We start from the raw sequence: 26,276 nt of genomic DNA, 5'->3' as shown, positions 1-26,276 counted from the left end.
CTCCTTACTCTGCCATCGGGACGCGGACGCCGGTGCGCTCCGCGACCTCGCGGGCGTCGTCGTAGCCGGCGTCGACGTGCCGGATCACGCCCATCGCCGGGTCGTTGGTGAGCACCCGCTCGATCTTCTGCCCGGCGAGCGCGGTGCCGTCGGCGACGCAGACCTGGCCGGCGTGGATGGACCGGCCGATGCCGACCCCACCGCCGTGGTGGATGGACACCCAGGACGCGCCGCTGGCGGTGTTGACGAGCGCGTTGAGCAGCGGCCAGTCGGCGATCGCGTCGGAGCCGTCGGCCATCGCCTCGGTCTCCCGGTAGGGGCTGGCCACGCTGCCGCAGTCCAGGTGGTCGCGGCCGATCACCACCGGCGCGCTCAGCTCGCCGGATGCCACCATCTCGTTGAACCGGACGCCCGCCCGGTCGCGCTCGCCGTAGCCGAGCCAGCAGATCCGCGCCGGCAGGCCCTGGAACGCGACCCGCTCGCCGGCCATCCGGATCCACCGGGCCAGCGACTCGTTCTCCGGGAACAGGTCGAGGATCGCCCGGTCGGTGGCGGCGATGTCCTTCGGGTCGCCGGAGAGCGCCGCCCACCGGAACGGGCCCCTGCCCTCGCAGAACAGCGGCCGGATGTACGCCGGCACGAAGCCGGGGAAGTCGAACGCCCGCTCGTACCCGCCGAGCTTCGCCTCGCCCCGGATCGAGTTGCCGTAGTCGAAGACCTCCGCGCCCGCGTCGAGGAAGCCGACCATCGCCTCGACGTGCTTCGCCATCGACGCCCGCGCCCGGTCGGTGAACTCGGCCGGCTTGGCCGCCGCGTAGTCCCGGGCGTCGGCCGGCTCCACCCCCTCGGGCAGGTAGGACAGCGGGTCGTGCGCGCTCGTCTGGTCGGTCACGACGTCGATCTCGACGCCGCGCGCCAGCAGCTCGGGGAAGACGGTGGCGGCGTTGCCGACCACGCCGACACTGAGCGCCCGGCGGTCCCGCTTCGCGGCCAGCGCCCGCTCGATCGCGTCGTCCAGCGAGTCGGCGATCTCGTCCAGGTAGCGGTCGTGCGCCCGCCGCTCCAGCCGGGCCCGGTCCACGTCCACGATCAGGCAGGCGCCGCCGTTCATGGTGACCGCCAGCGGCTGCGCCCCGCCCATCCCGCCGCAGCCGGCGGTGAGGGTGAGGGTCCCGGCCAGCGTGCCGCCGAACCGCTTCTCGGCCACCGCCGCGAACGTCTCGTAGGTGCCCTGGAGGATGCCCTGGGTGCCGATGTAGATCCAGGAGCCGGCGGTCATCTGCCCGTACATGGTCAGGCCCAGCGACTCCAGCCGGCGGAACTCCGGCCAGGTGGCCCAGTCGCCGACCAGGTTGGAGTTGGCCAGCAGCACCCGGGGCGCCCACTCGTGGGTGCGCATCACGCCGACCGGCCGGCCGGACTGCACCAGCATGGTCTCGTCGTCGCGCAGCTCGGTGAGCGTGCGCACCAGCGCGTGGTAGGACGGCCAGTCCCGGGCCGCCCTCCCGGTGCCGCCGTACACCACCAGGTCCTCGGGACGCTCGGCCACCTCCGGGTCGAGATTGTTCATCAGCATCCGCAGCGCGGCCTCCTGCGGCCACCCCTTCGCGGTGCGTACGGTGCCGCGGGCGGCGCGGACGGGCTGGTGCATCTCGTACTCCTCTCAGCCGAGGAACAACTGGCGGCGGGCGGCGGACGACTCGAACGCCTCGAGCCGGGTCTGGGTCTCGGCCGGGGCGGCGTCGCAGATCGCCTGCAGCACCACCATGGCCAGCGTCATCGGTGCGGTGTGCAGGTCGAAGACCAGGTCGGTGCCGACGGCGGCGGGGAGCACCACCTCGGCGTGCTCGGTGGCCGGGCTCACCGGCGAGTCGGTGATCGCCACGACGGTCAGCCCGGCGTCGCGGGCCTCGCGCAGCGCGTCGAGCGTCTCGCGCGGGTAGCGCGGCAGCACGAACGCGAGCAGCGCGGTGGCGCCGGCCGCGACCGACTGGTCGAGGCGGTCGGCGAGCATGCTGCCGCCGTGGTCGAGGACGCGCACGTCGGGGTGCACCTTCGCGGCGAAGTACGCGAAGTAGGCGGCCAGCGGCGCCGCGGCGCGCAACCCGAGCACCGGCAGTGGGCGGGTGGCGGCGAGCAGCCGGCCGACAGCGGCGATCCGGTCGGCGTCGGCGAGCTGCCCGGCGAGCCGGTCCAGGTTGTCCATCTCGGTGCGCACGGCCCGTTGCAGCGCGTTCCCGGTCGGTTCGGTGGCCGGGGCGGTGGTGAGTTCCCGCAGCCGGCGGCGCAGCGCCGGGTAGCCGTCGTGCCCGAGCGCCATGGCGAAGCGGGTCACCGACGGCTGGCTCACGCCGGCCAGCTCGGCCACCTCGGCGGCGGACAGATAGGCGACCGCGCCGCTGTGCCGGACCAGGCAGTGCGCGATCCGGCGTTGGGTGGGGGTGAGCCGGACGCCGTGCAGCAGGTCGAGCAGGCGATCGGCGCCGGCCGCGCTGCCTTCATTCATGGCGAAACTCTATGCATAGAAAATTTCATCGCGCAAGCGCTCTGTACTATCCGCACGGCGGGTGAGCAGAGGAGTGGGACGATGCAACCGGTTGGTCCGTACAGGTTCACCGAGGTGATCGGCGTCTGCCAGGTGGGCAAGGTGTGGTGGGCCATCGACGGGCAGGACCGGTTGGTCACGGTGGCCGTGCTGGCGGGCGCCGCGGCGGCCGACCCACCGTGGCGGGAGGCCTTCGCCAACGCCGCCAACGCGATGGCGCTGACCCCGGGCGGCCAGCGCTACGTCAACGCCGACCTCGCCGCCGCGACACCGTGGGCCGCCTACCCCGCCGAGGAGGGGATGGGCGGCCAGCGCCTGTTCCAGAACCTCGGCATGGACCTGCACCCCGCCGAGGCGGAGGCGGACATCCTGATCCCCGAGGCCGGCCCGGTCGCCGACCTGCCCGAGTCGGTCTCGGCGATGCCGGTCTCCGGCACCACCCCGACCTCCGGCGCGCCCCTGCCGTGGGCGATGCACGCCCCGGTCGGGCCGCAGCCGGTCTCCGCGCCGCCGCAGCCGGTCTCGCCCGCGCCGGAGCAGACGTCGGGGGTGCCGCACCAGGTGTCGTCCCCGCCGGTGAGCGCGCCCCCGGTCGACCCGTTCAGCGCGCCGCAGCGCCGCATCGCGCCCTCCGAGCCGCGCCCGCGCCGCGGCGGCCCGCTCCGGGCGATGGTGGCGCTGGCCGTGGTGCTCCTCGTCGCCGCCGGCGGCGTGGTCGCCCTCGCCGGCAGCGCCGACACCGACCCGCCGCCGCCCCCGTACACACTTGAGGAACGGGCCACCGCCATCGCCTCGCCCGCCGTCGTCTACGTGGAGGTGGTGTTCACCGGCTACCTGCGCGACAAGGTGACCAAGGCGCCGCTGCGGGCCGGGCCGATCACCTTCAACCGCCGGTGCAGCGGCTTCGTGGTCAGCTCCGCCGGCCACGTGCTGACCAACAACCTCTGCGTCCGGCCGGCCGCCGACACCGCCCGGCAGAACGCCCTCTACGCGCTGGGCCAGACGCTCATCGCGGAGAAGAAGCTCGAACCCGGCAAGCTCGACGCGTACGTGGCGACGAACCTGCGCACGACGGTGCTCACCGGCGTCGACTCCCAGCCGGAGCCGCAGGTCCGGCTCTTCGGGCAGCTCAACGTCAGCCGCGGCGGCCGCACCGAGGCCCCGGCGATCCCCGGCGAGATCGTCAGGACGTGGGACGCCGCCGCCGGCAACGTCGCGCTGGTCAAGCTCGCCGACGAACACCTGCCCGTCGCGGAGCTGAACACCACGGCCGAGATCCAGCCGGGTGCGTCGCTGCTGTCGATCGGCTACGCCACGAGCGAGAAGGACCCCCGCACCGCCACCTACACCGTCGCCGCCAAGCAGGTGACCGTGACCGCCTGGGGCAGCCAGGGACCGGTGTCGGTGTTCCGGGTCGGCGACGACGTCGGCAGCCACTCCCGGGGCGGGCCGGTTGTCGACACGAGCGGCCGGGTCGTCGGCATGCTCGACAACGACGAGTCGTCGGCCACCAAGGCGAACCGGGTGGTCGTGCCGGTGACCACGCTCGGCGCCCTGCTCGCCGAGGCCGGCGTCACCCCCGGGCTGGGCCCCGTCGACAAGCGCTACCGCAGCGGGCTGGACGCCTACTTCGCCGGCCAGTACCCGGCCGCGATCAAGCAGTTGGGCGCCACGGTGACCGACTCGCCCACCAACCACGTGGCCGAGACCTACCGCGGCAACGCCGGCGACCGGCAGGCCATCGCGGACCGCGCGCAGACGTTCCCGAACTGGGCCGTGTTCGTGCTCGTCGGGCTCGGCGTGGCGCTGCTGGTGACGCTCGTCGCCCTGGCGGTGGCGGCCCGCTCCCGCGCCCGGGGCTGAGCCCGGCCTCAGCCGTCGGCGCGCAGGAGCGACAGCGGCTTCGGCAGGTAGCCGCCCAGGTAACGGGACGGCTCGGCGTGCAGCACGGTCGCCAGCAGCGCGCCGAAGACGTCGCGGAAGTCCGTGGTCGCCTTGAGATCGCCGGCGTCGAGGTCGGTCAGGCTCGGCTGCTCGCCGTGGAACCCGCCCGCGACCCGGGGACCCAGCACGAACACCGGACCGGCCGTGCCGTGGTCGGTGCCGTCGGACGCGTTGGCCCGGACCCGGCGGCCGAACTCGCTGTAGACGACAACCGTCACCCGCCGGCCGGCGGCCGTGCGGCCCAGCCGGTCGACGAACGACGACAACGCCTCGTCGAGCCGGCCGAGCAGCGCCTCCTGCCCGACCCGCTCCTGGGCGTGGGTGTCGAACCCGCCCAGGCTCACCGAGAAGACCCGGGTGGGCACCCCCGCCTCCACGCACCGGGCCACCAGCGCGAGCTGCGCGGCCAGCGAGACCGCGCCGCCGGTCGCGGTGGCGACCGGACGGTCGGCCGGGTCCGTGGTCGCCTCACGGTGGTCCGCCTGCCGGACCAGCGAGTCCACGTCCAGCAGATCCCGGTACGCCTGCGCGGCACGCACCTGCAACTCGGACTCGCCGTCCTGCACCTCGCCCAACGCGGCCACCATGCCGGTGTCGACGCCGGGCGGCAACCGCAGGCCACCGATGGCCACGCAGGCGCCGGAGCGCCGCTCGCCGACCAGCAGCGGCGGCAGCACCGGCTCGAAGCTCACAGCCGCTTCGGCCGAAGCGCCGGTGCCGTCCAGCCAGCGGCCCACCCAACCGGTCGCGACCGGCTGCGCGGGCGACGCGGTCTGCCAGATGTCCATCGACCGGAAGTGGCTGCGGTCCGGCCGGGGATAGCCGACGCCCAGCACGATGCCCACCTGCTCGCGGTCCCAGAGGCGCTTCAGTCCGGTGAGGACCGGGTTGAGACCGAGCGCGTCGTCCAGCCTCAGCACCCGCTCCGGTTCGTACGCCAGCTCCGGCCGGGCCGAGTGGTACGCCGCGTCCGCGTACGGCACGACGGTGTTGAGCCCGTCGTTGCCGCCGTAGAGGGTGACCACCACCAGGCGGCCGGTGCGGTCGTCCGGTGCGGACCCCCGCTCCCGCGCGGTGGACAGGAGTTCGGCCAGCCCGATCCCGCCCGCCGCGACCGCGGCGGCCCCGCCGGCCGCGGTGGAGGCGAGCAGGAACCTGCGCCGGGTCAGGGGATCCATCTCAGTTCACCAGGTATTCCGGGCTCACCAGGCCGAGAGTGAGGAGCTGGCGGGGGCTGCCGGCCCGCTTCAGGGCCAGGTAGGTGCGATTGGTCCAGGTGTCCACGGCGAGCACCTCGGCCAGCCGCTCCGGGTTCATGCGGTCCACGTCGTCGCCGCGCTCGGCGTACGCGAGCCCGGCGAGCAGGTCGGCCAGGCCCAGCCGGATCTGTGCCGCCGCCGAGCTGAGCCAGGCCGTGCCGGCCGGCCAGCCGCCCACGCTCTGCGGCGCGAACGGCACCTGCCCGAGCCCGCCCAGGCCGGTGGTGAGCTGGTGCAGCGTCTCCCCGGAGAGCCGCGCCGGCCGCAGGCCGAGCTGTCGCAGCGCGCCGACCAGCCACTCGACAGGCTGTTTCACCAGCCGGTGCCGGCCCGAGCGGAACTCGTCGTCGGAGAGCAGGGCCCGCAGCATCCGGGCGCCCACCGGGAAGGCGGCCACCATCCGCTGCTCGGTCGACCGGGCGAGCGGCTCGGTCGACGAGCCGTAGCGGAACCACAGCCGGGCGGCGATGAACCGGGCGCACGCCGGCCGGTTGACCAGATGCCCGACCAGGGTGAAGGCGTCGAAGGCGGCGGTGGCGCCGAGGATCGTCTTGGGCCGGGCGTCGTGGTCCTCCGGGAAGAAGATCGCCGTGGCCGGTACGCCGAGGTCGGTCCGCCAGCCGGTCAGCGCCCGCCCCGCCTCCTTGACGTCGCGCTCGGTGTAGTTGCCGATGCCCAGCAGGAAGAGTTCCATCAGCTCGCGCGCCAGGTTCTCGTTCGGCGCGTCCTTGGTGTTGAGCTGCCCGTCCAGCCAGTAGACGAGCGCCGGATCGCAGACGAGGGCACGGGCCATCGCCCGGACGTCCGGCGCGACGCGCATCTTCTGGTGCTGCGCCAGCATGAACTGCGGGCTGCCCACCTTGCGGATCGAGGTGGCCCAGTGCCCGTGCCAGAAGAACAACAGCTTCTCGGTGGCCTGGTGGTCGGCGACGGTGAGCCGGTCGAGCCACCACCTGATGATGGTGTCGGTGTGGTGCCGGCGGGTCGCCTCGGCGGCGGCGCGCTGCTCGACTGTCGGGTCGGGCAGGTCGTCGAACGGGTCCCGGCCGAGGTCCGGGACCGGCGCGGCGGCGGCGCCCCGGTCCGGCCCCACCGGCGAGGTCAACCGTGCGACGGTGGCCGCGTATCCGGCCCGCCGGGCCGCCGCCACTTCGGACGCCGTCGGGCCGAAGGTCGCCCGCCGCAACAGCATCGCGACGTCATCCCTCATTCGGACCAGCCTAGGTGGCGGCCGGCGGCGGCGGGAACCCGTTGCCGGCTACCCGGACCGGCCCACCGTGACCAGGCCGAGCAGGCGCGCCGGCACCTGCCGCAGCACCCGCGCCGCGGTCGCCAGCGAGTCCGCGTCCGTCGACCCGGGGACGGCGGCGACCACCGTGGCGTCGGTGGCCTCGACCAGGCGCAGCGTGTCCGCGTCCGACAGCAGCGGCGGGCCCACGACGACCACCAGGGTCCGGTCGCGGCGCAGCTCCGCGACCAGGTCGGCGAGCCGGTCCGGCGGGATCGGCCCGGACCCGCCCGGCCCGGCGGGAAGGACGTGCAGCGGCAGGTCCGGCGTCCACCGCACCGGCGCGTCACGCGCCGGGGACCCACCGTCGAGGACCGTCGTCACGCCGGTGTCGTTGCCGATGCCGAACAGCTCGTGCGCCGACGGGCGGCCGGGGTCGGCGTCGACGACCACCACCGGGTCGCCGGCCTGGGCGAACGCGACCGCCAGGTAGGCCGCGGCGACCGTCGCCCCGACGCCGGCCGTGGGCTCGACCACGGCGATCGCGGTAAGCGGTCCACCGGCCGCCTGGAGCCGGACGTCCGTCCGCACCCGCCGCAGCTCGTCCGCCCGCTCGGCCACCCGGTCGGGGGTGAGCGGGGTGGGGCCCACCGGCCCGGCGTCGGCCAGCAGGACGAGGTCCGCCACCTCGGCGGCGTGCCGGGGGTCCCGGACGGCCGGGTCGCGCGCGTACCGCCCGAGCGCGGTCACCGCCGCCACCACCAGCCCACCCACCAGGCCCAGGCCGACGTCGGTGAGCGGCCGGGGGGAGTCCGGCGACTCGGGGGCCACCGCCGGGCGGACGACGGTGACCTTGACCGGCGACCTGTCGACGCCGGCCGGCCGTTCGATCCGCGCGATGTACGCCGGGATCTCCTCGGCGACGGCGTTCGCGACGTCCCGGGCCCGCTCCGGGTCGACGTCGTCGACCTCGACGGTCAGCACGGCGGTGCTGGCCCGGCTGGTCACGCTGACCCGCGACAACAGCTCCTCCGGCGAGTCGGACAGGCCGAGTCGCGCGGTCACCGCCGCGGCCACCTCGGTGCTGTCGGCCACCTCGGTGTACGACCGGACCCGCTGCAGGATGTAGTTCCCGCCCACGTCGAGCCGCCCGACGTCGTTTGTCGGGAAGTTCGGCGAGCACAGCAGCCGCGCCTGGGCCCGGTAGACCGGGGTCTGCGACGCGGCGGCCAGCCCGCCGCCGACGCCGCCGAGCAGCACCAGGACCAGCACCGTCCACCGGTACCGGCGTACCGCCCGCGCCACCTGCGCCGGGGTCAGCTCGGTCCACCGGCGGGCGACGAGCCGGGACCGGTCGACGGCCGGTACGCCGCCGGCGGCGCGCGCCGCCGAGCCCGGCGAGCCGGCGACCGGCCGGGATGCACCGATGAGCCTCACGTGTGGTCCTTCCCTGCTGCGGCGGGCGACCCGGCGCCCACCCCGGCCGGCGGGGCCGGGGGGCGGTCCGCGTCGACGCCCTGGTCGACGACGGCCAGGCCGGCGGCCAGGATCAACACGGCCGCGGCACACGGCCACAGATAGAAGTCGAAGAAGAAGATCTGCGCCGTCATCCCCACCACGAGCAGCCGGGCGGCCAGCGACCGGGCCCGCACGACGAGCGCCACCAGCAGGGCGACGAACGGCAGCAGCGTCAGCAGCCCCAGGTCGTACCAGAGGGTGAGGAAGCTGTTGTCGAACGTCTGCGCCAGGTGGTCACCGATGCCCACCTGCTGGAAGAAGCGGACGTGCGCCTCCGGCCCGAGCCCGAACAGCAGCCGGTCGACGCCGTCGGTGAGCGCGTCCCACGCCACCTCGTACCGGCCGTAGCGGGCCGTCGCGGAGCTGGACCCGCCGACGTCGGTCAGCCGGGCGCGGACCATGTCGACGGTGTCCCGCACCGGGGCCGGCCCGGCCAGCGCCAGCGCGGCCGCGGCGGCGGCGGTGGCCGCGGCGACCGCGACGCCCCGGCGGGTCAGCCTCGGGCGGCGGGCGAGATACCAGACCACCGCCGCGCATCCCACCCCGATCCAGGCGCTGCGCGAGCCGGAGAGCAGCAGCCCGACCACGCCGGCGGCGAACGGCACCGGCCAGGCCCGGCCGCGCAGGGTGAGCGCCACGCACACCGACATCAGGCAGTAGGCGCCGTAGACGATCGGATGGCCGGTCGTGGCGACGGACCGGCCGGCGCCCGCCGACGAGGTGAAGGCGTTGCTGACCGCCAACTCGTCGAGGACCGGCCATGCCCCGGTGGCCCGCTGGTAGATCGCGAGGAGCGCCAGCGGCACGCCCAGCCAGGCGAGGAACCGGGCCAGCCGGACGAACGCCGCCGGGTCCCGCCGGGCCTCCGCCACCACGTGCCAGGTGATCAGGGCGTAGCAGACGAACGGGGCGAGCGCGAACAGCAGGTCCTTCGGCCCGCTCCAGTGCGCCAGCGCGGCGAGCACCCCGGCGGCGGGCAGCACGAACGCGGCCGTACCGGCGGACGCCAGCGGCTCGTCCGGCCGCAGGCGCTGGAGCCGGCCGATCAGGGCGAGGGTCGTCGCGGTGAGCAGCACGATCCACACCGGCTTGCCCGACCCGCCGAGCCGGACCGTGACCGGCACCAGGAACAGCACCGCGAAGAGCGCGTGGTTCAGCCGGTCCGGGGTCCGCAGCGCCCAGCCGGCCACCGCGACCAGGCCCACCGCGCCGGCCAGCAGGGGCCGCCAACCGGCGAGCACGCCGACCGCCAGCGCCGACGTGGCCGGCCACCAGATCGACTCCCGCGACCGCATCACTCGACGTCCACCCGTGGATCCTCCAGGTAGGACAGGAAGCGCGACGCCGGCGAGGGGGCGGCGGCCAGCGCGCCGGCCCGCCGGGCGGCGGCGGACCGGAGACGGCCCACGGCGTCCGGGTCCGCGGCCAGGCCCAGCAGGGTGCGCGCCAGCTCCCCGGCATCCGGGGCCACGAGCACGCCGCCGCCGTCGGCGAGGAGTTCGGTGGTGGCGCCGGCCCGGTAGCCGATCACCGGCGTGCCCGCCGTCAGCGACTCCACCGTCACCCGGCCGAAGGCCTCGTTGCGGGACAGCATCAGGGTCGCGTCCGCCGCCGCGTAGAGCGGGTACGGGTCGTCCACCCACTCCCGCACGTCGACGAGGTCACCGACGCCGTGCCGCTCGGCGAGGTCCCGGACGGCCCGCTGGGCGGCCGGGTCACCGACGCCGGCCAGCGTCAGCCGCAGCGGGCGTCCGGCCCGCAGGCAGCGTCCGAGCGCCTCGACGGCGTCCGCCTGCCCCTTCTCCGGCGTGAACCGCCCGAGCAGCACCAGCCGTGCCAACCCCGCCGTGCCCGGCTCGTGCCCGCCGGACCGGGGACGCGCCGCGCGCGGCTCCACCGGGGGCGCGACGATCCGCAGCTTCGGCCCGGCGTCGGGCGCCGCAGCCAGCACCTGATCGGCGACGTAGCGCGAGATGGCGACGACGCCGTCCGAGCGGGCGGCGATGATCCGGGCGATCGTCCGGCGGGGCAGCGCGGAGCGCAGGCTCGGGTTGGTCAGCAGGCTCTCCCGGACCGTCCACACGTGCCGGACGCCGGCCAGCCGGGCGGCGAACGCGCCGGCCGGCACCACTGCCGAGTTGGTGACCACCACGTCGGGCCGTGCCCGCCGCAGGAACCGCCGGTAGCGGGGCACCGAGGCCAGCGCCTGCACCGACCGCACCACGCCGACCGGTCCCCGGTGCCGTCGGCCCATCCAGAGCCGGGTCGGCAGGACCGTCACGGCGGCGCCCGCCTCGGTCAGCGCGGACTCCAGCGGACCGGACGCCGGCAGCGTGACGGTCACCCGGTGACCGCGCACCCGGGCCGCCTCGCGCACCAGCGCGACGAGCGACCGTTCCGCGCCCATCAGCTCCGCCGAGTGGCTCACGAACAGCAGGTGCACCCTCAGAACCTCTCGGTGGCGCCGTGGACGCCCCGCAGGCCGTCCCAGTAGCCGACGAGGACCGCGCGCGAGTCGAGCCGGCGCTCCCGCCCGCCGGTCAGCCGCAGCAGCGCGGTCGCCACCCGCCGGTAGTGGATCGGCTCGCCGAGCAGCAGCCGCCGCAGCGGGCGGCGGTAGTGCTTGCGCACGTACAGGATCTCGTTGCGGTGGTAGTAGTAGCGCGCCCGCGGGCTGGACCCGGCGAGGCTGCCGCCCCGCCTGTGCCAGACCTCGGAGTCGCAGACCAGGGCGATCCGCCCACCCGCGTCGGCGATCCGGCGGACCAGGTCGAATTCCTCCTTGTAGTGGAAGAAGCGTTCGTCGAAGAACCCGACCCGCACCACGTCGGCCACCCGCAGCAGCAGCGCCGCGCCGGTGACCACGTCCACCTCGTGCATGCCCTCGGCGCATCCCGCGCAGCCGAACGGGCGGACCCGGCCGCCCGGCAGCGTGGCGGCGACCACGTACGGCTCCGGGTCCGGGTCGTCCGGACGCGCCGAGGTGGTCTGCACCGACGTCGCCACGGTGAACCGCTGCCGGTGCGCCAGCAGCGCGGCCAGCGCGCCCGGCCGGGGCACCGCGTCGGCGTTCAGCAGCCAGACCCAGTCGGCGCCGCGTTCCCGGGCGGCCCGGATGCCGGCGTTCATCCCGCCCGCGTAGCCGAGGTTGTCGTCGAGCGGCAGCAAGGTGGCCGACCCGTCGAGGTGGGCCAGCCTCGCGACGGAGTCGTCGGTGGAGCCGTTGTCCACGACCACGACCTCGGGCACGAGGCTGCCGGCGAGCACGGCCCGCAGGCAGCGCAGCGTGTCGTCCGCGCAGTTCCAGTTGAGGATCACCGCGACGACCGTGTCAGGCACTGCTGCCAACCTCACTGTTGCGGGCCGCGGGCGCGGGTTCCGGCGCGTCCTGCCGCGCGGGCCAGCTCCGCAGCGTGACGGCGGTGACCGTGCTGTGCGCCGCGAAGAGCGCCACCGACACGGCGGCGACGCCCACGGCGCCGAACACGGGAGCGGTGAGAGAGTAGCCGACGATCGCGGCCACGGCGGTACCCACCGCGATCACCGCGGTCGCCCGCTCGCCGCCGAGGTTGACCAGCCGGGCGCTGAGCACCTTGCCGATGGTCACCGCGATGCTGCGCGGCACCAGGATCAGCCCGATCAGCAGGGCGGCGGTGTAGCCGTCGGCGAACACCCCGATCGCGGCGAGCCCGGCCAGGACCAGCACCCCCATCCCGGCGGACAGCCAGACCGCCCGGCGCAGCAGCCCGGCGAGCCGCCGGTCGGAGCCGTCCTCGTGGTCGCCGAGCGTGCGTTGCGCGGCGACCACGGCGCCGGCCTGGGTGAACTCGATCGCCGCGACCGCAAGGGAATAGACCGCCAGCACGTCCGGCCCCTGGTGGCGGGCCAGCGCCAACTGGTCGAAGCGGTAGGTGAAGACCTGGGCCACCGCGCCGGTGTGGGTGAGCCCCAACCGGGTGATCCGCTCCCGGGGCGGGGCGGCCCGCCGCAGCAGCCGGACCAGCGGCCGGCCGTGCCGCGCCCAGAACGCCGCCGCCATCAGCGTCTGGCAGCCGAGCCACACCACCAGCCAGCGGTCCGCGTCGTCCACCCCGGTGAGGATGAGCGCGGCGTACAGCGCCGGCGCGACGGCGGCGAACACGGCCCGGTAGCGGTAGACGCTGAGGAAGCCGCCGAGGGTGAGCCCGGCGGCGGCCGGCACGTTGCTCGCCGCGAGGCACGCCGCGCCGAGGACCGCCAGACCCGGCCTCGCCTCCTCGGAGTAGTGCGCGAACACCCAGGCCAGCGCGGCGGTCAACGGCACGGTGGCGAGGTAGACGAGCAGGCTGCGGCGCCCGGCCAGCTCGTCGAGCCAGCGCCGCCCCTGCGCCAGCAGGAACGTCTCCAGCGACAGCCCGCCGACCGCCACGGCGATCGTGGCGCTCGCCGTGGTGGCCACCAGCAGACCCCGCTCGGCGGGCGGGAGCGCGATGCTGAGCAGAATGGCCACGCCCGACATGGCCAGCGCGACGACGTACATCAGGGTGGCGCTGGCGACCGCCCGCCGGATCGCCGCGATCACGACCGCAACCCCGCCGCCGTGCCGCGCAGCACCGCGCCCGCCGCCGCCGGGCCGGCCGCCAGCAGGGCCCGGCCGGCGTAGAGCGCCCGGGCCGCCACCGCCACCGGCAGGCGGCGGCGGTAGTGCCGCCGGAAGAAGACCACGCAACTGCGACTGGCGTGGAACCAGGTCAGCAGCGACTTGGCCCGCAGGTCGGTGGTCGCGCCGGTCGCGCCGCCGCCGGCGTGCGTCACCAGCAGGTCCGCGACGACCCGCACCGGTACGCCGAGCCGGGCACACCGGACCGCCAGGTCGGCCTCCTCGTAGAACAGGAAGAACTCCTCGCAGAACCCGCCCAGGCGGTCGAACGCCGCCCGGGTGAGCAGCACGGAGTGCCCGGCCACGTAGGTCAGCGCACGCGGCCTCGGCGACCGTCCGCTGCGGCCGGTCCACAGGTCGACCGCGCCCAGGTCGGGCCGGACCGTCCCGCCGGCGTCCCGGTACGCGGTCGCGCCGACCACGCACTCGTCGCCCGCGCCGAGACGTGCCGCCGAGGCGAGCGACCCGCCGGTGATCCGGGCGTCCGGGTTGAGCACCCAGATCAGGTCGGCCCCGGCGTCGCGCAGCCACCGCGCGGCGAGGTTGTTGCCGGCGGCGTACCCGACGTTGCCGTGCCCGTGCAGCACCCGCGCCAGCAGGCCGTGCCGGCGGGCGAGGTCGGCGACCTCCTCCAGCGGGGCGCGTCGGTCGCCGTTGTCGACGAGCGCGACGGCCACCCGCAGGTCGGGGTCGTGGTGGTGGGCCACGATCGAGCGGACCAGGCCGGCGGAGTCGGCCGCGCTGCGGTAGTCGACGACGGCGATGCCGAGGGTGGTCATCGGCCCGCCGCCCGGTGCGGGCTAGGCAACGGCTGCCGTCACCCAGGCGGCGAAGGCGGCGGCGAACGACGCCTCGGAGAAGGTGGCCGCGTGGGCCCGGACGCGTTCCGGCCGCAGCTCGTCGAGGCGTCGGGTGAGCGCCGCGTGGTCACGCGGGTCGGTGGAGTCGACGAGCAGCCCGGTCTCCCCGTCGATCACGGTCTCCCGCAGCCCGCCGCGGCGCAGCCCGATCACCGGGGTGCCGCACGCCTGCGCCTCCACCGGCACGATGCCGAAGTCCTCGTGCACCGGGAAGAGCAGCGCCCGCGCCCCCCAGTAGAGCCGCCGCAGCCGCTCCTGACTCGGCGCGACCTCGAACGTGACGGGCACGGCGGCCCGCTCGGCGAGCCGGCGGAGGTGGGCCTCCTCGGGGCCGGAGCCGGCGACGACGAGCGGCAGCCCGGCGGCCTCCGCGGTGGCCACGATTAGGTCGAACCGCTTGTACGGGATCCAGCGCCCGACGCCGAGCAGGTAGTCGCGCGGCTGGGCCCGGTCGGCGGCCGGCGCGCCCGCGAACCAGTCCACCCGCACCGGCGGGTTGATCACCACGGCGTCCCGTCCCCAGTGGCGCCGGATCCGGTCGCGCACCTCACGCGAGTTCGCCGCGTACGCGTGCACGTGCCGGCTCAGCCGCACGTCGACGCCGCGCAGCGCGCGCCGGGGCAGGGCGAGCAGCGGGCTCGCGCCGCGCCCGTCGGTCGCCGGGTTCCACAGGTAGCGCGCCGGGGCGTGCACGTAGCTCAGGTGCCGGGTGGTCTCCGGCGGGCCCAGCCGGACCGTGTGCGCGAAGGCGTGGCTGGACGAGATGACCACGTCGAAGCGTTCCCGGGTCAGCGTCCGCCACACCACCGGCATCAGCGGCAGCGCCATCGCCTTGCGGCGCCGCATCGGGGTGCGGGCCAGCCACGACTCGCGCAGGCCCGGCTCGTCCACCCCGTCGTCCTTCCACAGGGCGAACCGCTGCGCCCGGGGGAACAGCTCGGCGATGCTGCGGAACACCTGCTCGGAGCCGCCGGTGACGCCGAACCACTCGTGCACCAGCGCCACGGACGCGTCGCCGAGGGCGGGCACCGGGGCCGCCGTCGCCGGGGTGGACGCGGCGGGCGGCGGACCGGACATCGTGCTTTCCTCCCCGTGGCAGCTTCCGGCGGGCGGGCCGAGAGCGAAGGCAGGATATGGGGTCGGTCGCGGTGGCCGCCAACCCGCCGGACAAATGCCGCCGGCGGTCAGAGGGCGAGCCGCAGGCCGTCCACGTAGGACCGGCAGGTGTCGTGGTCGGGCAGCAGGCCCGCGGCCCGCGCCTCGGCCAGGCTCGGCGCCGCCGCGTCCCGGGCGGAGAGCAGCGGCGTGCCGGTCGGCCAGTCGATGGCGAGGTCCGCGTCGAGCGGGTGCACGGTGTGCTCGGCCGCCGGCCGGTACGTGGTGGAGCAGAGGTAGCTCAACGTCGCGTCGTCGGTCAGCGCGCAGAAGCCGTGCCCCAGCCCCTCGGCCAGGTAGACGGCGCGCCTGTCGACGTCGTCCAGGCGTACCGCCTCCCACCTGCCGAACGTCGGCGAGCCGGTCCGCACGTCCACCACCACGTCCAGCACCGCCCCCCGCACGCAGGTCAGGTACTTCGCCTGGCCGGGCGGCACGTCGGCGAAGTGGATGCCGCGGACCACGTCGCGCGCGGAGACCGAGAGGTTCCCCTGGGCCAGCCGCAGCGGGTGCCCGACCGCCTCGGCGAGCCGGTCGAACCGGTACCACTCCAGGAACAGCCCGCGCGGGTCGCCGTGCGGCACCGGGGTGATCTCCCACGCCCCCTCGATGCCCAGCGGCCGGACCTTCACGACCAGCCCCCGGCGGCCGACCGGTCCGCCAGCAGGCCGAGCAGGTAGCTGCCGTAGCCGCTGCGGACCAGCGGCTCGGCCAGGGCGCGCAGCCGGTCGTCGTCGATCAGCCCGGACCGCCAGACCACCTCCTCGACGCAGCCGATCTTCATGCCCTGCCGCTCCTCGATCACCCGGACGAACTCGGCGGCCTGCATCATCGAGGCGAACGTGCCGGTGTCCAGCCACGCGGTGCCCCGGTCCAGCACGGTCACCGACAGCTCGCCCCACTCGCGGTACGTCTCGTTGACCGCGGTGATCTCCAGCTCGCCACGCGCGCTGGGCGTGAGCTTGCGGGCGATGTCGACCACCCGGTTGTCGTAGAAGTAGAGACCGGGAACCGCGTACCGGGACCGGGGCCGGGCCGGCTTCTCCTCGATCGACATCACCTGACCGGCCGCGTCGAACTCGACCACGCCGTAGTCGCCCGGGTTGGCGACCGGATAGGCGAACACCCGGCCGCCGGTCGGGTCGCCGTGCTGCGCCAACTGCCGGCCGAGACCGACGCCGTGGAAGATGTTGTCGCCGAGGACCAGCGCCACCGAGTCGTCGCCGACGAAGTCCGCACCGAGCACGAACGCCTGCGCGATGCCCTCCGGGCGGGCCTGCTCGGCGTACGCCAGCCGCAGCCCCCACTGGCCGCCGTCGCCGAGCAGCCGCTCGAACTGCGGGCGGTCGTCCGGCGTGGTGACCACCAGGATCTCGTGCACCCCGGCCATCACCAGCGTGGAGAGCGGGTAGTAGACCATCGGCTTGTCGAACACCGGCATGAGCTGCTTGGAGACCGCCCGGGTGATCGGCCAGAGCCGGGTCCCGGTCCCGCCGGCGAGAAGGATTCCACGCACCCGCGGAGACTACCGTCGCGTAAACTCCACCACCCGTGAGGATCCTCGTCACCGGCGGCGCCGGCTTCATCGGGTCGGAGTACGTGCGGACGCTGCTCGGCCGGCCCGGCGGCGACCCGGCCCGGGCGCCGCGGACCGCGCCCACCGCGGTCACCGTGCTGGACAAGCTCACCTACTCCGGCAACCCGGCCAACCTCGACCCGGTGCGCCACGACCCCCGGCTGCGGTTCGTGCACGGCGACATCGGCGACCCGGCGCTTGTCGACCAGGTGGTGCCCGGCCACGACGTGATCGTCCACTTCGCCGCCGAGTCGCACGTCGACCGCTCCATCACCGGGGCGGCGCCGTTCGTCGTCACGAACGTGCTGGGCACCCAGACGCTCCTCGACGCCGCGCTGCGCCACCGCACCGGCCGGTTCGTGCACGTCTCCACCGACGAGGTGTACGGCTCGATCGACTCCGGCTCCTGGACGGAGAGCTGGCCGCTGGCGCCGAACTCCCCGTACTCGGCCTCGAAGGCCGGCTCCGACCTGCTGGCGCTCGCCTACCACCGCACCCACGGCCTGGACGTGGTGGTGACCCGCTGCTCCAACAACTACGGGCCGTACCAGTTCCCGGAGAAGGTCGTCCCGCTCTTCGTCACCAACCTGCTCGACGGCGGCACCGTCCCGCTCTACGGCGACGGCGGCAACGTCCGGGACTGGCTGCACGTGCACGACCACTGCCGGGGCATCGCGCTGGTGCAGGAGAAGGGCCGCGCCGGCGAGGTCTACCACATCGGCGGCGGCACCGAACTGACCAACCGGGAGCTGACCGGGAAGCTGCTGGCGGCCTGCGGCGCCGACTGGGACCGGGTCGTGCCGGTCGCCGACCGCAAGGGCCACGACCGCCGCTACTCGCTGGACATCACCAAGATCGAAACCGAGCTGGGGTACGCCCCGAGCATCGACCTCGACCACGGCCTGGCCGAGACCGTGCGCTGGTACCGGGAGAACCGGCCCTGGTGGGAGCCGCTGAAGGCGGCGCACGGATGAGCCGGGTGCTGGTCACCGGCGCCGGCGGCATGCTCGGGCGGGACCTGCTGGCGGTGCTGCGCGACAGGCCGGACACCGCCGTCACCGCCGCCGCCCGCGCCGACCTCGACGTCACCGACCCGCACGCGGTCCGCGACGCGGTCGCCGGGCACGACGTGGTGCTCAACGCGGCGGCGTGGACCGACGTGGACGCGGCGGAGAGCCGGGAGCCCGACGCCACCGCGGTCAACGGCGACGCGGTCGCGCACCTGGCCCGCGCCTGCGCGGCCACCGGCGCCCGACTGGTGCACGTCTCCACCGACTACGTGTTCCCCGGCGACGCCACCGAGCCGTACCCGGAGGACGCGCCGACCGGGCCGGTCAACGCGTACGGGCGCGGCAAGCTCGCGGGGGAACGGGCCGTGGCGCGGCTGCTGCCGGAGAGCGGCTACGTGGTGCGGACCGCCTGGCTCTACGGCGCCCACGGGCACAACTTCGTCACCACCGTGCTGCGGCTGGCCGCCGAACGCGACCGGCTCGACGTGGTGGACGACCAGCACGGCCAACCGACCTGGTCGTACCGGCTCGCCGGGCGGCTCGTCGCGCTCGCCGACGCGGCGCTGGCCGGCGACGCCGCCCCGGGCGTCTACCACGGCACCGCGTCCGGCGAGACCACCTGGTACGGCCTCGCCCGCGCGGTCCTCGCGCTGCGCGGCCTCGACCCGGACCGGGTCCGGCCGACCACCGGCGACCGGTTCCCCCGCCCGGCGCCCCGCCCCCGCTACGGCGTCCTGGCGCACGGCCGGTGGGCCGCGGCGAAGCTGCCGCCGCCGGCGCACTGGCACGCCGACCTGACCGCCTTCATCGACCGGCTCCCCGGAACACCTCCGTCACCGTCCGCAGCACGATCTTGATGTCGAGCCAGAGCGACCAGTTCTCCACGTAGTAGTTGTCGAACCGGGCCCGGTCCGAGATCGGCGTGTCCCCGCGCAGGCCGCTGACCTGCGCCAGACCGGTCAACCCGACAGGCACCCGGTGACGCATCGCGTAGGTGGGGTACGCCACGGAGAACTTCTCCACGAAGTGCGGCCGCTCCGGTCGCGGCCCCACCACGCTCATCTCGCCGCGCAGGATGTTCCACAACTGCGGCAGCTCGTCCAGCGAGGTGCGCCGCATGAACCGCCCGATCGGCCCGACCCGCCGGTCGTGCGCTATCGACCAGGTGGTCTGCGACTCGTGCTCGTCGGCCGGGCGCATCGAGCGGAACTTGACCACCTGGAACGGCCGGCCGTAGCGGCCGATCCGCTCCTGCCGGAAGAAGACCCCGCGACCGCCGTCGAGGAACGTGGCGGCCGCGCACAGCAGCAGCACCGGGCTCAGCACGACGAGCGCGACCACGGCGAAGAGCACGTCCGAGGCGCGCTTGACCCGCCACCGGGGACCGGTCAACGTGGTGTCGCCGATCTTCACGATCGGGAACGCTCCGATGTGGTCCTGGTGGGCGCCCAACGACCGGGAGCCCCACAGGCGCGGCACCGCCCACAGGTCGCACCGCGAGCTGGCCGGCCGCAGCAGCGCCTCCATCAGCTCGGCCTCGGCGCAGTCCGGGTCCGCGATCACCAGGACCTCGCACTCCAGCATCGTGACGAGCTGCTCCACGTCGTCGAGCGTGCCGATGAGCGGCAGCGATCCGAGCCGCTGCCGCGACGGCACGTCCACCGCGCCCACGAACCGCAGCCCGTACTGCGGGTAGCGGCGCAGCAGCCGGGCCAGCTCGCCGCCGATCGGCCCGCCGCCCACCACTATCGCGTTGTGCTCCACCCAGCGACGCCGGCGGGCCAGCAGCACGATCCGGGTGTTGACCGCCCGGCCCACCACCACCAGGCCGGCGGAGAACGCCACCCCGCGCATGAAGCCGCTGACGTAGAGCACCGAGTCGTGCCGCAGCGCCGCGATGATCGCCACCACCGCGCCGGAGGCCAGCAGCCGGCCGCCGAGGCCGGGCAGCTCGTCCAGGATGCTGATGTGCCGGCGGGGCCGGTAGAGCCCGCCCGCCGCGAAGAAGCTCACCGCGAGCGCCGCGTTGAACAGCGTCCCGCGCCAGTAGGTCTGGGTCAGCAGCAGCGGCGCCAGCAGCGCCGCCACGTCGATCGGCGCGGTCACCATCCAGGCCCGCAACCGCCGGGTACGCGTCGACGCCCGGGAGCCGGCGTACGGCAGCACCGTCGTCGTGTCCATGCTGCCGGTCATCGACGCGGCTCCGCCCGGCTGCGCGGCCGGATGCTCGAACGCCGGTAGGCGTGCCATGGCGCTCCCTCCCCCGTGACGCCCCCTACTTCGGGCCGGCCGCGAGGATGTCGGGGACCGAGTCGCGGCGGACCGCCTGGAAGAGCGTCCGAGCGCGCGCCGGGTCCGCGAACACCACGCTCTCGCTGCCGACCCGGCCGGTGCCCTTGGTCGGGCAGGTGAAGAACGTCAGGTTGCCGCCCCGCAGGCCCCGCAACTCCATCGCGAAGTCCACGAGCGACAGTGACTTGTCGACCGCGACCGAGCTGGACGTGGCCCGCACGAACGAGTTCAGCTTGGCCGGGTTGGTCAGCACGCCGCCGGAGGCCGCCTTGTCCAGGATCGCCTTGATCACCTGCTGCTGGTGCCGGATCCGGGCGAAGTCGCCGTCCGGGAAGGCGTGCCGCTCCCGCGCGTAGTCCAGCGCGGCGGCCCCGTCCATGGTCTGCCGGCCCTGGGCGAACGTCCGGGTGCCGATCAGCGAGTAGCGCGTGGTGAAGCCCTTCTCCACATCGATGTCGACGCCGCCCAACGCGTCGACGATCTCCTTGAAGCCGGCGAAGTCGACCATCGCCACGTTGTCCACCCGGACGCCGCTGAACTTCTCCACGGTCCGCACCATCAGCGGCACGCCACCCCAGGCGTACGCGGCGTTGATCTTCGCGTCCCGCCCGCCCCGACCCTCCTTCGACCGGGGCACGGCCGTCCAGGTGTCCCGCGGGATCGAGATGAGCTGGGCGCTCGACCGGTCCTTCGGCAGGTGGGCCAGGATGATCGTGTCGCTGCGCGAACCGCCGGTGTTCTCCGGGTCGCGGGAGTCGCTGCCCAGAATCATGATGTTCATCGCGCCCTTGGCCTCGACCGCCGGCCGATCCGCCTCGGGCACGTCGGTGAACGCGTCCACCCGGTCGATCGACCGGTCCACCGACCGGTAGTAGAGGCCGCCGGCCAGCGCGCCGCCGCCGGCGAGCAGCACCACCACGAGCAGCACCACGAGCGCGATCCGCCGGCCACGCCGGCGCCGCGGCGCCGGCTGCTCCGCCGCCCCGTCCGGCTCCACATCGGAGACCGGCGGCTGGGTGTCGGAGTCGGTGAGCGGGTGGCGATCGGACATGCCGAGGATGCTACTGATTCACGTTCCGGCGCGTGGACCCTCGTCCGGACGGTCGGTCCGGGTCGGCCGGTCGGCCTGTCCCGCCCGCCCCGGGCCTTGCCGTGCCGCGGTCATGGATCGATGATGGACGAGACGACCAGGTCGACCGAGGAGTCGAGATGCAGGTGACGCACCAGCCGCGGGTCGCGTGGGACACCGCTCGGATGATCGGTGGCGCGTTCCACGACGAGACGCTGTTCGATTGGCTCCGCGGCGAGTTCGACGGCCTGCTCGGCCCCGCCGCCGGGGCGGCCCTCGCCGAGAGCCGCGACCGCGTCCGCCGGGCCGGCGACGCCCGGCTGCCGGTCGAGACCGGTCTCTGGCGGGTCCGCATCGAGGACGCGCTGCGGCAGCGCCCGGAACTCGGCGGAGAACTCGCCGGGCTCGCGTCGGTCGCCCGCACCCGCCGTCCTTAGCATTCGCTTAGCCGCCTTGTCCGGCGGCACACCGGTCCGGCAGCATCGACCGGCGTGACCGACGGCAGCGCGCCCCACCCACCGACCACCACCGGCGGCGGACGTCCGCCCGCCCCGGCCGGCCCGCGCCGGACGCGCCGCCGGCTCGCCGCCGCCGGCCTCGCCGGTATCGCCGTGGTGGTCGCGGTGACCCTCGCGGTACGCGGCGGCGCGGCCCCCGCCTGCGCCGCCCCGCCGGTCGGCGCCGCCGTCCACACCGGCAAGGCCACCTTCTACGACTCCGCGGGCGCCGGCGGCAACTGCTCCCGCCCCGCCGCCCCCGCCAACCGGCTCTACGTCGCGCTCGGCCCGAGCGAGTACGCCGCCGGCGCGGCCTGCGGCGGCTTCCTCGACGTCACCGGCCCGCGCGGCGCCGTCCGGGTGCTCGTCATGGACCAGTGCCCGGAGTGCGCGCCCGGCCACCTCGACCTCTCCGCCGAGGCGTTCGCGCGGATCGCGGACCCGGTGCAGGGCGTGGTCAAGGTCAGCTACCGCGCGGTGGTGAACCCGTCGCTGCCCGGCCCGCTCACCTTCCGGATGAAGGAGGGCGCGTCCCAGTGGTGGTTCGCCGTCCTGGTCGGCGACCACGGCAACCCGCTGCGCTCGGTGGAGGTCCGGCAGAACGGCGCGTGGCGGTCGGCGGACCGCGAGGACTACAACTACTGGCTCGTCCCCTCCGGCGCCGGCCCCGGCCCGTACGCGATCCGGGTCACCGACGTGTACGGCCATCGCGTGACCGCCACCGGCATCCGGATGCTCCCCGGCCAGGTGCAGCGCAGCACCACCCGGATGTACGGCACCGGCGCGGCGACCACCACCACCCGCTCGGCGAAGCCCACCCGCCCCCCGTCGGCCCGCCCGACGCCCACGGTGTCCGTCTCCCCGTCACCGACCCGCCCCACTCCGACCGGGACCCCGCTCCTGCTCGACGCAGCCCTCCCGGCCACCTCGCCCACAGTGCCCACCGCGTGCGGGTGACGACCGGTTGGCGGCTACGACGTGTTGTCGGTCTAGGCGCGGTACGCGTCACGCCGGTGGCGAATCGAGTGGATCTCGACGACTCGCTTGGCTTCGTTGATCCGGTAGATGATCCGGTACGTGCCGCGGCGAGCGGAGTGGAAGCCGTCAAACGGTTCGTCGAGAGGCTTACCGACTCGATAGGGGTTGACCGCGATCGCGTGCTCGATGGTCTCCGTCGCGGCGAGCGCCACCTCCAACGGCAGGTCCTCGTGAAGATTGCGACGAGCCTGTCGGGAAAACATCACCGTGTACGGGCCGGGCGGTTCGCTGGGGACGCCGTCCACCCGCTTGCCTGCCGGGGGCATCAGGCCGCTGTGTTCCGACGCCGCTCCAACTCGGCACGCACCTCGTCCATCGAGAACGTGTCACCGGCCGCGAAGTCCTCCCGCGACTGGCGTAGGTCAGCCAAGGCTTCACTGTCCGACAGCAGGTCGAGAGTCTCCCGCATCGACTCGTACTCGGCGACCGAGATCAGCATGACGTCGGCCCGACCGTTACGAGTGATCGTGAAATGGTCGTGCTCCCGCGCAACCCGGTCGGCAAGCTCGGCGATCCGGGCCTTGGCTTCGGTGATCGGGATGGTCTCCATGGTTGACCATCATAGCGACCGGTCAGAATTAGGGTCAGCCATCGTCGCTCACGGCGACAGGTCAAGCCACATGAGGACCTCGTCGCGGGAGTCGGCGGGGGAGAGGCGCAGCGCGGCGGGGAGGCGACCGACCTCGCGGTAGCCGAGGCGCCGGTAGAAGTGGTCAAGGCCGAGGCCGTCGCGGATCGTCACGTGCAGCGCCTCCACACCCGAGCCCCGGGCCACCCGCTCGGCCTCGCGCATCAACGCCGCGCCGTGGCCCCGCCCCTGGGTGTCGGGGTGCACCATCACGCGCTTGAGCACCCGCCAGTGCGTCTTCAGGTGGAACCGGTTGTCGGCGATGACCAGGACGGCGACGAGCCGGTCGCCCTCATAGCCGGCGAGCAGCCGGTCCGGCCCGCCGGCCACCTCCGCGAGCGTCGACTCGGCGACCGGTCGGACCTCGGCCGCGGTCACCGGGGCGACGAAGCCCACCGCGCCGCCGGCGTTCGTCACGTCCACCCAGAGATCGATGAGCTGTTCGCGCAGCTCGGGGGTGAGGTCGGGGTCGAGTACGAAGCGCAGGTCCACGCCCGCCATCCTGCGACCGGCGACCCGCCGACACCCCACGTTCGTGATGCGGTCGACACCGCTTGTGGTGCGGGAGGGGGGTTTCGAACCCCCACGTCCTTCCGGACACAGGCTCCTAAGGCCTGCGCGTCTGCCGTTCCGCCACTCCCGCCGGCCCGCTGAGTCTAAGGCGTCGGGCCGGAGCCGTGTGCGAGCCGGGCCACCGTGGGTCCAGCCTGACCGCCGCCCTTGTTCCGGCCCGCGAAGGTGTCGGTCTGGCTGTGGCAGTTCGGGCAGAGGATCCGCAGGTTGGGTGGCCGGTTGTCGAGGAAGTCGCCGTTGACGTGATCGACGTGCAGGGTCAGCGGGCGGCCGAACCAGATCGGACCACAGCGGCATCCCTCGCACTCCTCCGGCACGCCGATGTCACCCAGCGCCCACTTCAGCCGGGTGCCGGGGGTGCGCCGCGAGCCGGCGGGAAGTCGCAGGAGCAGTTGTGACGACAGGGTGCGTCGCGGGCTCGGCTGCCCCCTGTTGTGCGCCTGCCCGGTGAAGTGCGATGTGTCGATGCCGACGCGCTTGAGCTGTCGGCTGATGTGCGCGTGCGAACCGCCGCTGACCCGCACCCCGAGCAGTCGCATGACCTCGGTCACGCTGCGCGCCCGCGCAGCGGTCGCGGCCAGCAGTTCGGGTGAGTACTTGTAACGCACCACGAGCCGACGGTAACCGCGCCCTCCGACAGGTTCAGTCGAGGCCGAGGTCGCGGCGCAGCTTGGCGACATGTCCGGTGGCCTTGACGTTGTAGAGCGCCCGCTCGATCTTGCCGTCGGGGTCGATGACGAACGTCGAGCGGATCACCCCGGTGACGGTACGGCCGTACGACTGCTTCTCGCCGTACGCGCCGTACGCGGTCAGCACCGCCTTGTCCTCGTCGGCGACGAGCGGGAACGTGATGGCGTCCCGGTCGCGGAACTTGGCCAGCTTCGCGGGCTTGTCCGGGGAGATGCCGACCACCTCGTAGCCGGCGGCCCGGAGCGAGGCGAGCGAGTCGCGGAAGTCGCACGCCTGCTTCGTGCAGCCGGGCGTCATGGCGGCCGGGTACGCGTACAGGATGACCGTGCGGCCGCGCAGGTCGGCCAGGGACAGCGTGCCGCCGTCGTCGGTGGGGAGGGTGAAGTCGGGAGCGGCGTCGCCGGGGCTGAGGCGGTCGGTCATGGCCGGAACGATACCGCCGCTCCCGGGCCGGTGGTCGACGGCGACGCGCGGCCGACGGTGATCAACACCATCCCTTGTTGCAAGGGATTGGCAACAACGCCACGGTGGAAATAGGCTCCCGGTGTGGAAACCCTGGCGATGCACATCTCCAACGGGATCATCGACGGTCCCGTCGCCGCGATCTTCGCGGCCTTCGCGCTCGCCGCGCTCACGTTCTGCGTGCTGCGCGGCCGCGCCGACCTCGACGACCGGCTGGCGCCGATGGCCGGGCTGGTGGCCGCGTTCATCTTCGCCGTGCAGATGCTGAACTTCCCGATCTTCTCCGCCGGGGTGAGCGGCCACCTGCTCGGCGGCGCGCTCGCCGCGCTGCTGGTGGGCCCCTGGGTGGGCGCGCTCTGCGTGGCGGTGGTGCTCGTCGTGCAGGCGCTGGTCTTCGGTGACGGCGGCGTGGCCATGCTCGGCCTGAACATCACCAACATGGCGATCCTCGGCACCGCCGCCGCCTACCTGCTGATCGCGCTGCTGCTGCGGGTGCTGCCCCGGACCTCGGCCGGGCTGGCGGTCACCGCCTTCGTGTCCGCGCTGGTCAGCGTCGTGGTCGCGTCCCAGGGCTTCGTGCTCGAATACTGGCTGGGCGGCACCACCGACCTCGGCGGCAACCTCGGCGGACTGGCCGGCACGATGGCCTTCGCCCACCTGCTGATCGGCATCGGCGAGGGCCTGATCACCGCGACCACCGTGGTCACCGTCGCCAAGGTCCGCCCCGACCTGGTGTACGCGCTGCGCGCCCTGAAACCGGCCGCGCCGGTTCCCGCCGTCCCGGTCGCCGGAGGTGTCCGATGAGCAGGCGTTCCTGGCCGTTCCTCCTCGGTGGCCTGCTGGTCGCCCTGCTGCTGGCCGGCGTGGTCAGCAACTACGCCTCGTCGCACCCGGACGGGCTGGACTCGTCGCTGCTCAAGGGCTGCACGGTGAACGCCGACGACGAGATCACCGGCGGCAGTTGCCCGGCCCAGCAGGCCAAGAACCACGAGCTGGCGGACAGCCCGCTCGCCGACTACGGCGTGCGCGGCGTCGGCAACGACTTCCTCTCCACCGGCCTGTCCGGGGTGCTCGGCGTGCTGCTCACGTTCGCGGTCGGCGGTGGCCTGTTCTGGCTGGCCCGCCGCCGCACGCCGGCCCGCGCCGGCTCGACCGGCGGCGTCGCCTCCACCGGCCCGGCGGGTGTCGGCCCGACCGGTCCGGAAACCGGCGCCGAGGCCGGCCCGGCGAGCGCTGCCTCGACCGGCGGGCCGGGCGCGTCCCGGTCCACCGGCGACCGCTGAGCCGGGGAGG

Annotated in this window: 27 protein-coding genes and 1 tRNA gene; 7 read left to right on the top strand and 21 right to left on the bottom strand. The window is 74.4% G+C overall.

Translation table 11 applies throughout. The annotated features are described in order from the left end of the window. Positions 1-4: 4 nt before the first annotated feature. Positions 5-1,651, bottom strand: coding sequence for a urocanate hydratase (hutU, locus tag ACIA5A_RS14760; RefSeq protein ID WP_396761401.1), 1,647 nt, complete (start codon positions 1,649-1,651; stop codon positions 5-7). 12 nt (positions 1,652-1,663) lie between these two features. Continuing rightward, positions 1,664-2,506: a MurR/RpiR family transcriptional regulator gene (locus ACIA5A_RS14755; protein WP_396761398.1), complete on the bottom strand. Its 843-nt coding sequence runs from the start codon at positions 2,504-2,506 to the stop codon at positions 1,664-1,666. An 81-nt stretch (positions 2,507-2,587) separates the two neighbouring features. Here ACIA5A_RS14755 and ACIA5A_RS14750 point away from each other — a divergent pair, with 81 nt between their 5' ends. Beyond that, the gene (locus ACIA5A_RS14750; protein ID WP_396761395.1) at positions 2,588-4,408 is read left to right on the top strand and encodes a trypsin-like peptidase domain-containing protein; all 1,821 of its coding nucleotides are present in this window, start codon (positions 2,588-2,590) and stop codon (positions 4,406-4,408) included. 8 nt (positions 4,409-4,416) lie between these two features. On the opposite strand, the gene ACIA5A_RS14745 is transcribed toward ACIA5A_RS14750, so the two are convergent. The 11 genes from ACIA5A_RS14745 to rfbA form a co-directional block, all read right to left on the bottom strand. Further along, on the bottom strand, positions 4,417-5,667 hold the full coding sequence (locus tag ACIA5A_RS14745) for a DUF1501 domain-containing protein (RefSeq protein ID WP_396761392.1): 1,251 nt from the start codon (positions 5,665-5,667) through the stop codon (positions 4,417-4,419). 1 nt (position 5,668) lies between these two features. Continuing rightward, complete coding sequence (locus ACIA5A_RS14740; protein WP_396761389.1) at positions 5,669-6,958, bottom strand: DUF1800 family protein; 1,290 nt, start codon at positions 6,956-6,958, stop codon at positions 5,669-5,671. Positions 6,959-7,006: 48 nt separating this feature from the next. Next, positions 7,007-8,413 (bottom strand): hypothetical protein, encoded by a 1,407-nt coding sequence (locus ACIA5A_RS14735; protein WP_396761386.1) that lies wholly within the window; start codon positions 8,411-8,413, stop codon positions 7,007-7,009. Further along, complete coding sequence (locus ACIA5A_RS14730; protein WP_396761383.1) at positions 8,410-9,789, bottom strand: O-antigen ligase family protein; 1,380 nt, start codon at positions 9,787-9,789, stop codon at positions 8,410-8,412. The genes ACIA5A_RS14735 and ACIA5A_RS14730 overlap by 4 nt, the downstream gene beginning before the upstream one ends. Beyond that, positions 9,789-10,937, bottom strand: coding sequence for a glycosyltransferase family 4 protein (locus tag ACIA5A_RS14725; protein WP_396761380.1), 1,149 nt, complete (start codon positions 10,935-10,937; stop codon positions 9,789-9,791). Before ACIA5A_RS14725 ends, ACIA5A_RS14730 begins: the two co-directional genes overlap by 1 nt. A gap of 2 nt (positions 10,938-10,939) precedes the next feature. Then, positions 10,940-11,833: a glycosyltransferase family 2 protein gene (locus ACIA5A_RS14720; protein WP_396761377.1), complete on the bottom strand. Its 894-nt coding sequence runs from the start codon at positions 11,831-11,833 to the stop codon at positions 10,940-10,942. Then, positions 11,826-13,055 carry a hypothetical protein gene (locus ACIA5A_RS14715; RefSeq protein ID WP_396761374.1) on the bottom strand — a complete coding sequence of 410 codons (1,230 nt, stop codon included), beginning with the start codon at positions 13,053-13,055 and terminating at the stop codon, positions 11,826-11,828. The genes ACIA5A_RS14720 and ACIA5A_RS14715 overlap by 8 nt, the downstream gene beginning before the upstream one ends. Next, positions 13,052-13,912 carry a glycosyltransferase gene (locus tag ACIA5A_RS14710; protein WP_396761372.1) on the bottom strand — a complete coding sequence of 287 codons (861 nt, stop codon included), beginning with the start codon at positions 13,910-13,912 and terminating at the stop codon, positions 13,052-13,054. Before ACIA5A_RS14710 ends, ACIA5A_RS14715 begins: the two co-directional genes overlap by 4 nt. Before the next feature lie 21 nt (positions 13,913-13,933). Next, complete coding sequence (locus ACIA5A_RS14705; protein ID WP_396761369.1) at positions 13,934-15,070, bottom strand: glycosyltransferase; 1,137 nt, start codon at positions 15,068-15,070, stop codon at positions 13,934-13,936. 107 nt (positions 15,071-15,177) lie between these two features. After that, positions 15,178-15,780: a dTDP-4-dehydrorhamnose 3,5-epimerase family protein gene (locus tag ACIA5A_RS14700; RefSeq protein WP_396761366.1), complete on the bottom strand. Its 603-nt coding sequence runs from the start codon at positions 15,778-15,780 to the stop codon at positions 15,178-15,180. Further along, positions 15,777-16,664 (bottom strand): glucose-1-phosphate thymidylyltransferase RfbA, encoded by an 888-nt coding sequence (gene rfbA, locus ACIA5A_RS14695; RefSeq protein ID WP_396761363.1) that lies wholly within the window; start codon positions 16,662-16,664, stop codon positions 15,777-15,779. Before rfbA ends, ACIA5A_RS14700 begins: the two co-directional genes overlap by 4 nt. Before the next feature lie 35 nt (positions 16,665-16,699). On the opposite strand from rfbA, the gene rfbB reads away from it, so the two are divergent. Together rfbB and rfbD are read left to right on the top strand one after the other, a co-directional pair. Continuing rightward, positions 16,700-17,698 carry a dTDP-glucose 4,6-dehydratase gene (rfbB, locus tag ACIA5A_RS14690; RefSeq protein ID WP_396761360.1) on the top strand — a complete coding sequence of 333 codons (999 nt, stop codon included), beginning with the start codon at positions 16,700-16,702 and terminating at the stop codon, positions 17,696-17,698. After that, a complete protein-coding gene (gene rfbD, locus ACIA5A_RS14685; RefSeq protein WP_396761357.1) occupies positions 17,695-18,591 on the top strand; it encodes a dTDP-4-dehydrorhamnose reductase in 897 nt (298 codons plus the stop codon). Before rfbB ends, rfbD begins: the two co-directional genes overlap by 4 nt. On the opposite strand, the gene ACIA5A_RS14680 is transcribed toward rfbD, so the two are convergent. After that, a complete protein-coding gene (locus tag ACIA5A_RS14680; RefSeq protein WP_396761354.1) occupies positions 18,539-19,984 on the bottom strand; it encodes a sugar transferase in 1,446 nt (481 codons plus the stop codon). The two genes, rfbD and ACIA5A_RS14680, sit on opposite strands and share 53 nt — an antisense overlap. A 25-nt stretch (positions 19,985-20,009) precedes the next feature. Further along, positions 20,010-21,077, bottom strand: coding sequence for an LCP family protein (locus tag ACIA5A_RS14675; RefSeq protein WP_396761352.1), 1,068 nt, complete (start codon positions 21,075-21,077; stop codon positions 20,010-20,012). A gap of 158 nt (positions 21,078-21,235) precedes the next feature. Here ACIA5A_RS14675 and ACIA5A_RS14670 point away from each other — a divergent pair, with 158 nt between their 5' ends. Continuing rightward, on the top strand, positions 21,236-21,532 hold the full coding sequence (locus ACIA5A_RS14670) for a hypothetical protein (RefSeq protein WP_396761349.1): 297 nt from the start codon (positions 21,236-21,238) through the stop codon (positions 21,530-21,532). 54 nt (positions 21,533-21,586) lie between these two features. After that, positions 21,587-22,549: an expansin EXLX1 family cellulose-binding protein gene (locus ACIA5A_RS14665; protein ID WP_396761346.1), complete on the top strand. Its 963-nt coding sequence runs from the start codon at positions 21,587-21,589 to the stop codon at positions 22,547-22,549. 32 nt (positions 22,550-22,581) lie between these two features. Here the strand turns inward: ACIA5A_RS14665 and ACIA5A_RS14660 are convergent, their stop codons facing one another. The 6 genes from ACIA5A_RS14660 to bcp all read right to left on the bottom strand — a co-directional run bounded on the left by ACIA5A_RS14660 (position 22,582) and on the right by bcp (position 24,944). Next, positions 22,582-22,833 (bottom strand): type II toxin-antitoxin system RelE/ParE family toxin, encoded by a 252-nt coding sequence (locus tag ACIA5A_RS14660; protein ID WP_396761768.1) that lies wholly within the window; start codon positions 22,831-22,833, stop codon positions 22,582-22,584. A 62-nt stretch (positions 22,834-22,895) separates the two neighbouring features. Next, positions 22,896-23,180 (bottom strand): type II toxin-antitoxin system Phd/YefM family antitoxin, encoded by a 285-nt coding sequence (locus tag ACIA5A_RS14655; RefSeq protein WP_396761344.1) that lies wholly within the window; start codon positions 23,178-23,180, stop codon positions 22,896-22,898. A gap of 48 nt (positions 23,181-23,228) precedes the next feature. Then, positions 23,229-23,750, bottom strand: a complete 522-nt coding sequence (locus ACIA5A_RS14650) for a GNAT family N-acetyltransferase (protein WP_396761341.1) — start codon at positions 23,748-23,750, stop codon at positions 23,229-23,231. Positions 23,751-23,815: 65 nt separating this feature from the next. Beyond that, a tRNA-Leu gene (locus ACIA5A_RS14645) sits at positions 23,816-23,901 on the bottom strand. A gap of 13 nt (positions 23,902-23,914) precedes the next feature. Then, positions 23,915-24,442 carry a hypothetical protein gene (locus ACIA5A_RS14640; RefSeq protein WP_396761338.1) on the bottom strand — a complete coding sequence of 176 codons (528 nt, stop codon included), beginning with the start codon at positions 24,440-24,442 and terminating at the stop codon, positions 23,915-23,917. Between the two features lie 31 nt (positions 24,443-24,473). Next, on the bottom strand, positions 24,474-24,944 hold the full coding sequence (bcp, locus tag ACIA5A_RS14635) for a thioredoxin-dependent thiol peroxidase (protein ID WP_396761335.1): 471 nt from the start codon (positions 24,942-24,944) through the stop codon (positions 24,474-24,476). Positions 24,945-25,067: 123 nt separating this feature from the next. Between bcp and ACIA5A_RS14630 the strand changes: the two genes are divergently transcribed. Both ACIA5A_RS14630 and ACIA5A_RS14625 read left to right on the top strand, forming a co-directional pair. Continuing rightward, the gene (locus ACIA5A_RS14630; RefSeq protein WP_396761332.1) at positions 25,068-25,787 is read left to right on the top strand and encodes an energy-coupling factor ABC transporter permease; all 720 of its coding nucleotides are present in this window, start codon (positions 25,068-25,070) and stop codon (positions 25,785-25,787) included. Next, on the top strand, positions 25,784-26,266 hold the full coding sequence (locus tag ACIA5A_RS14625; RefSeq protein WP_396761329.1) for a PDGLE domain-containing protein: 483 nt from the start codon (positions 25,784-25,786) through the stop codon (positions 26,264-26,266). The genes ACIA5A_RS14630 and ACIA5A_RS14625 overlap by 4 nt, the downstream gene beginning before the upstream one ends. The last annotated feature ends 10 nt before the right edge of the window (positions 26,267-26,276 follow it).

It is taken from the genome of Micromonospora sp. NPDC051300 (assembly GCF_044455315.1).
Classification (GTDB): domain Bacteria; phylum Actinomycetota; class Actinomycetes; order Mycobacteriales; family Micromonosporaceae; genus Micromonospora; species Micromonospora robiginosa.
The sequence above is the reverse complement of the archived record's forward strand: the minus strand, read 5'-3'. Positions and strand labels throughout refer to the sequence as shown.

Excerpts from the sequence above, each read along its gene's own strand:
- ACIA5A_RS14730 (WP_396761383.1), bottom strand. The coding sequence starts at position 9,789 with ATGCGGTCGCGGGAGTCGATCTGGTGGCCGGCCACGTCGGCGCTGGCG.
- rfbD (WP_396761357.1), top strand. The coding sequence starts at position 17,695 with ATGAGCCGGGTGCTGGTCACCGGCGCCGGCGGCATGCTCGGGCGGGAC.
- ACIA5A_RS14740 (WP_396761389.1), bottom strand. The coding sequence starts at position 6,958 with ATGAGGGATGACGTCGCGATGCTGTTGCGGCGGGCGACCTTCGGCCCG.
- ACIA5A_RS14675 (WP_396761352.1), bottom strand. The coding sequence starts at position 21,077 with ATGTCCGATCGCCACCCGCTCACCGACTCCGACACCCAGCCGCCGGTC.
- ACIA5A_RS14705 (WP_396761369.1), bottom strand. The coding sequence starts at position 15,070 with ATGTCCGGTCCGCCGCCCGCCGCGTCCACCCCGGCGACGGCGGCCCCG.
- ACIA5A_RS14750 (WP_396761395.1), top strand. The coding sequence starts at position 2,588 with ATGCAACCGGTTGGTCCGTACAGGTTCACCGAGGTGATCGGCGTCTGC.
- bcp (WP_396761335.1), bottom strand. The coding sequence starts at position 24,944 with ATGACCGACCGCCTCAGCCCCGGCGACGCCGCTCCCGACTTCACCCTC.
- ACIA5A_RS14660 (WP_396761768.1), bottom strand. The coding sequence starts at position 22,833 with ATGTTTTCCCGACAGGCTCGTCGCAATCTTCACGAGGACCTGCCGTTG.
- ACIA5A_RS14670 (WP_396761349.1), top strand. The coding sequence starts at position 21,236 with ATGCAGGTGACGCACCAGCCGCGGGTCGCGTGGGACACCGCTCGGATG.
- ACIA5A_RS14625 (WP_396761329.1), top strand. The coding sequence starts at position 25,784 with ATGAGCAGGCGTTCCTGGCCGTTCCTCCTCGGTGGCCTGCTGGTCGCC.
- ACIA5A_RS14755 (WP_396761398.1), bottom strand. The coding sequence starts at position 2,506 with ATGAATGAAGGCAGCGCGGCCGGCGCCGATCGCCTGCTCGACCTGCTG.
- hutU (WP_396761401.1), bottom strand. The coding sequence starts at position 1,651 with ATGCACCAGCCCGTCCGCGCCGCCCGCGGCACCGTACGCACCGCGAAG.
- ACIA5A_RS14655 (WP_396761344.1), bottom strand. The coding sequence starts at position 23,180 with ATGGAGACCATCCCGATCACCGAAGCCAAGGCCCGGATCGCCGAGCTT.
- ACIA5A_RS14710 (WP_396761372.1), bottom strand. The coding sequence starts at position 13,912 with ATGACCACCCTCGGCATCGCCGTCGTCGACTACCGCAGCGCGGCCGAC.
- ACIA5A_RS14745 (WP_396761392.1), bottom strand. The coding sequence starts at position 5,667 with ATGGATCCCCTGACCCGGCGCAGGTTCCTGCTCGCCTCCACCGCGGCC.
- ACIA5A_RS14680 (WP_396761354.1), bottom strand. The coding sequence starts at position 19,984 with ATGGCACGCCTACCGGCGTTCGAGCATCCGGCCGCGCAGCCGGGCGGA.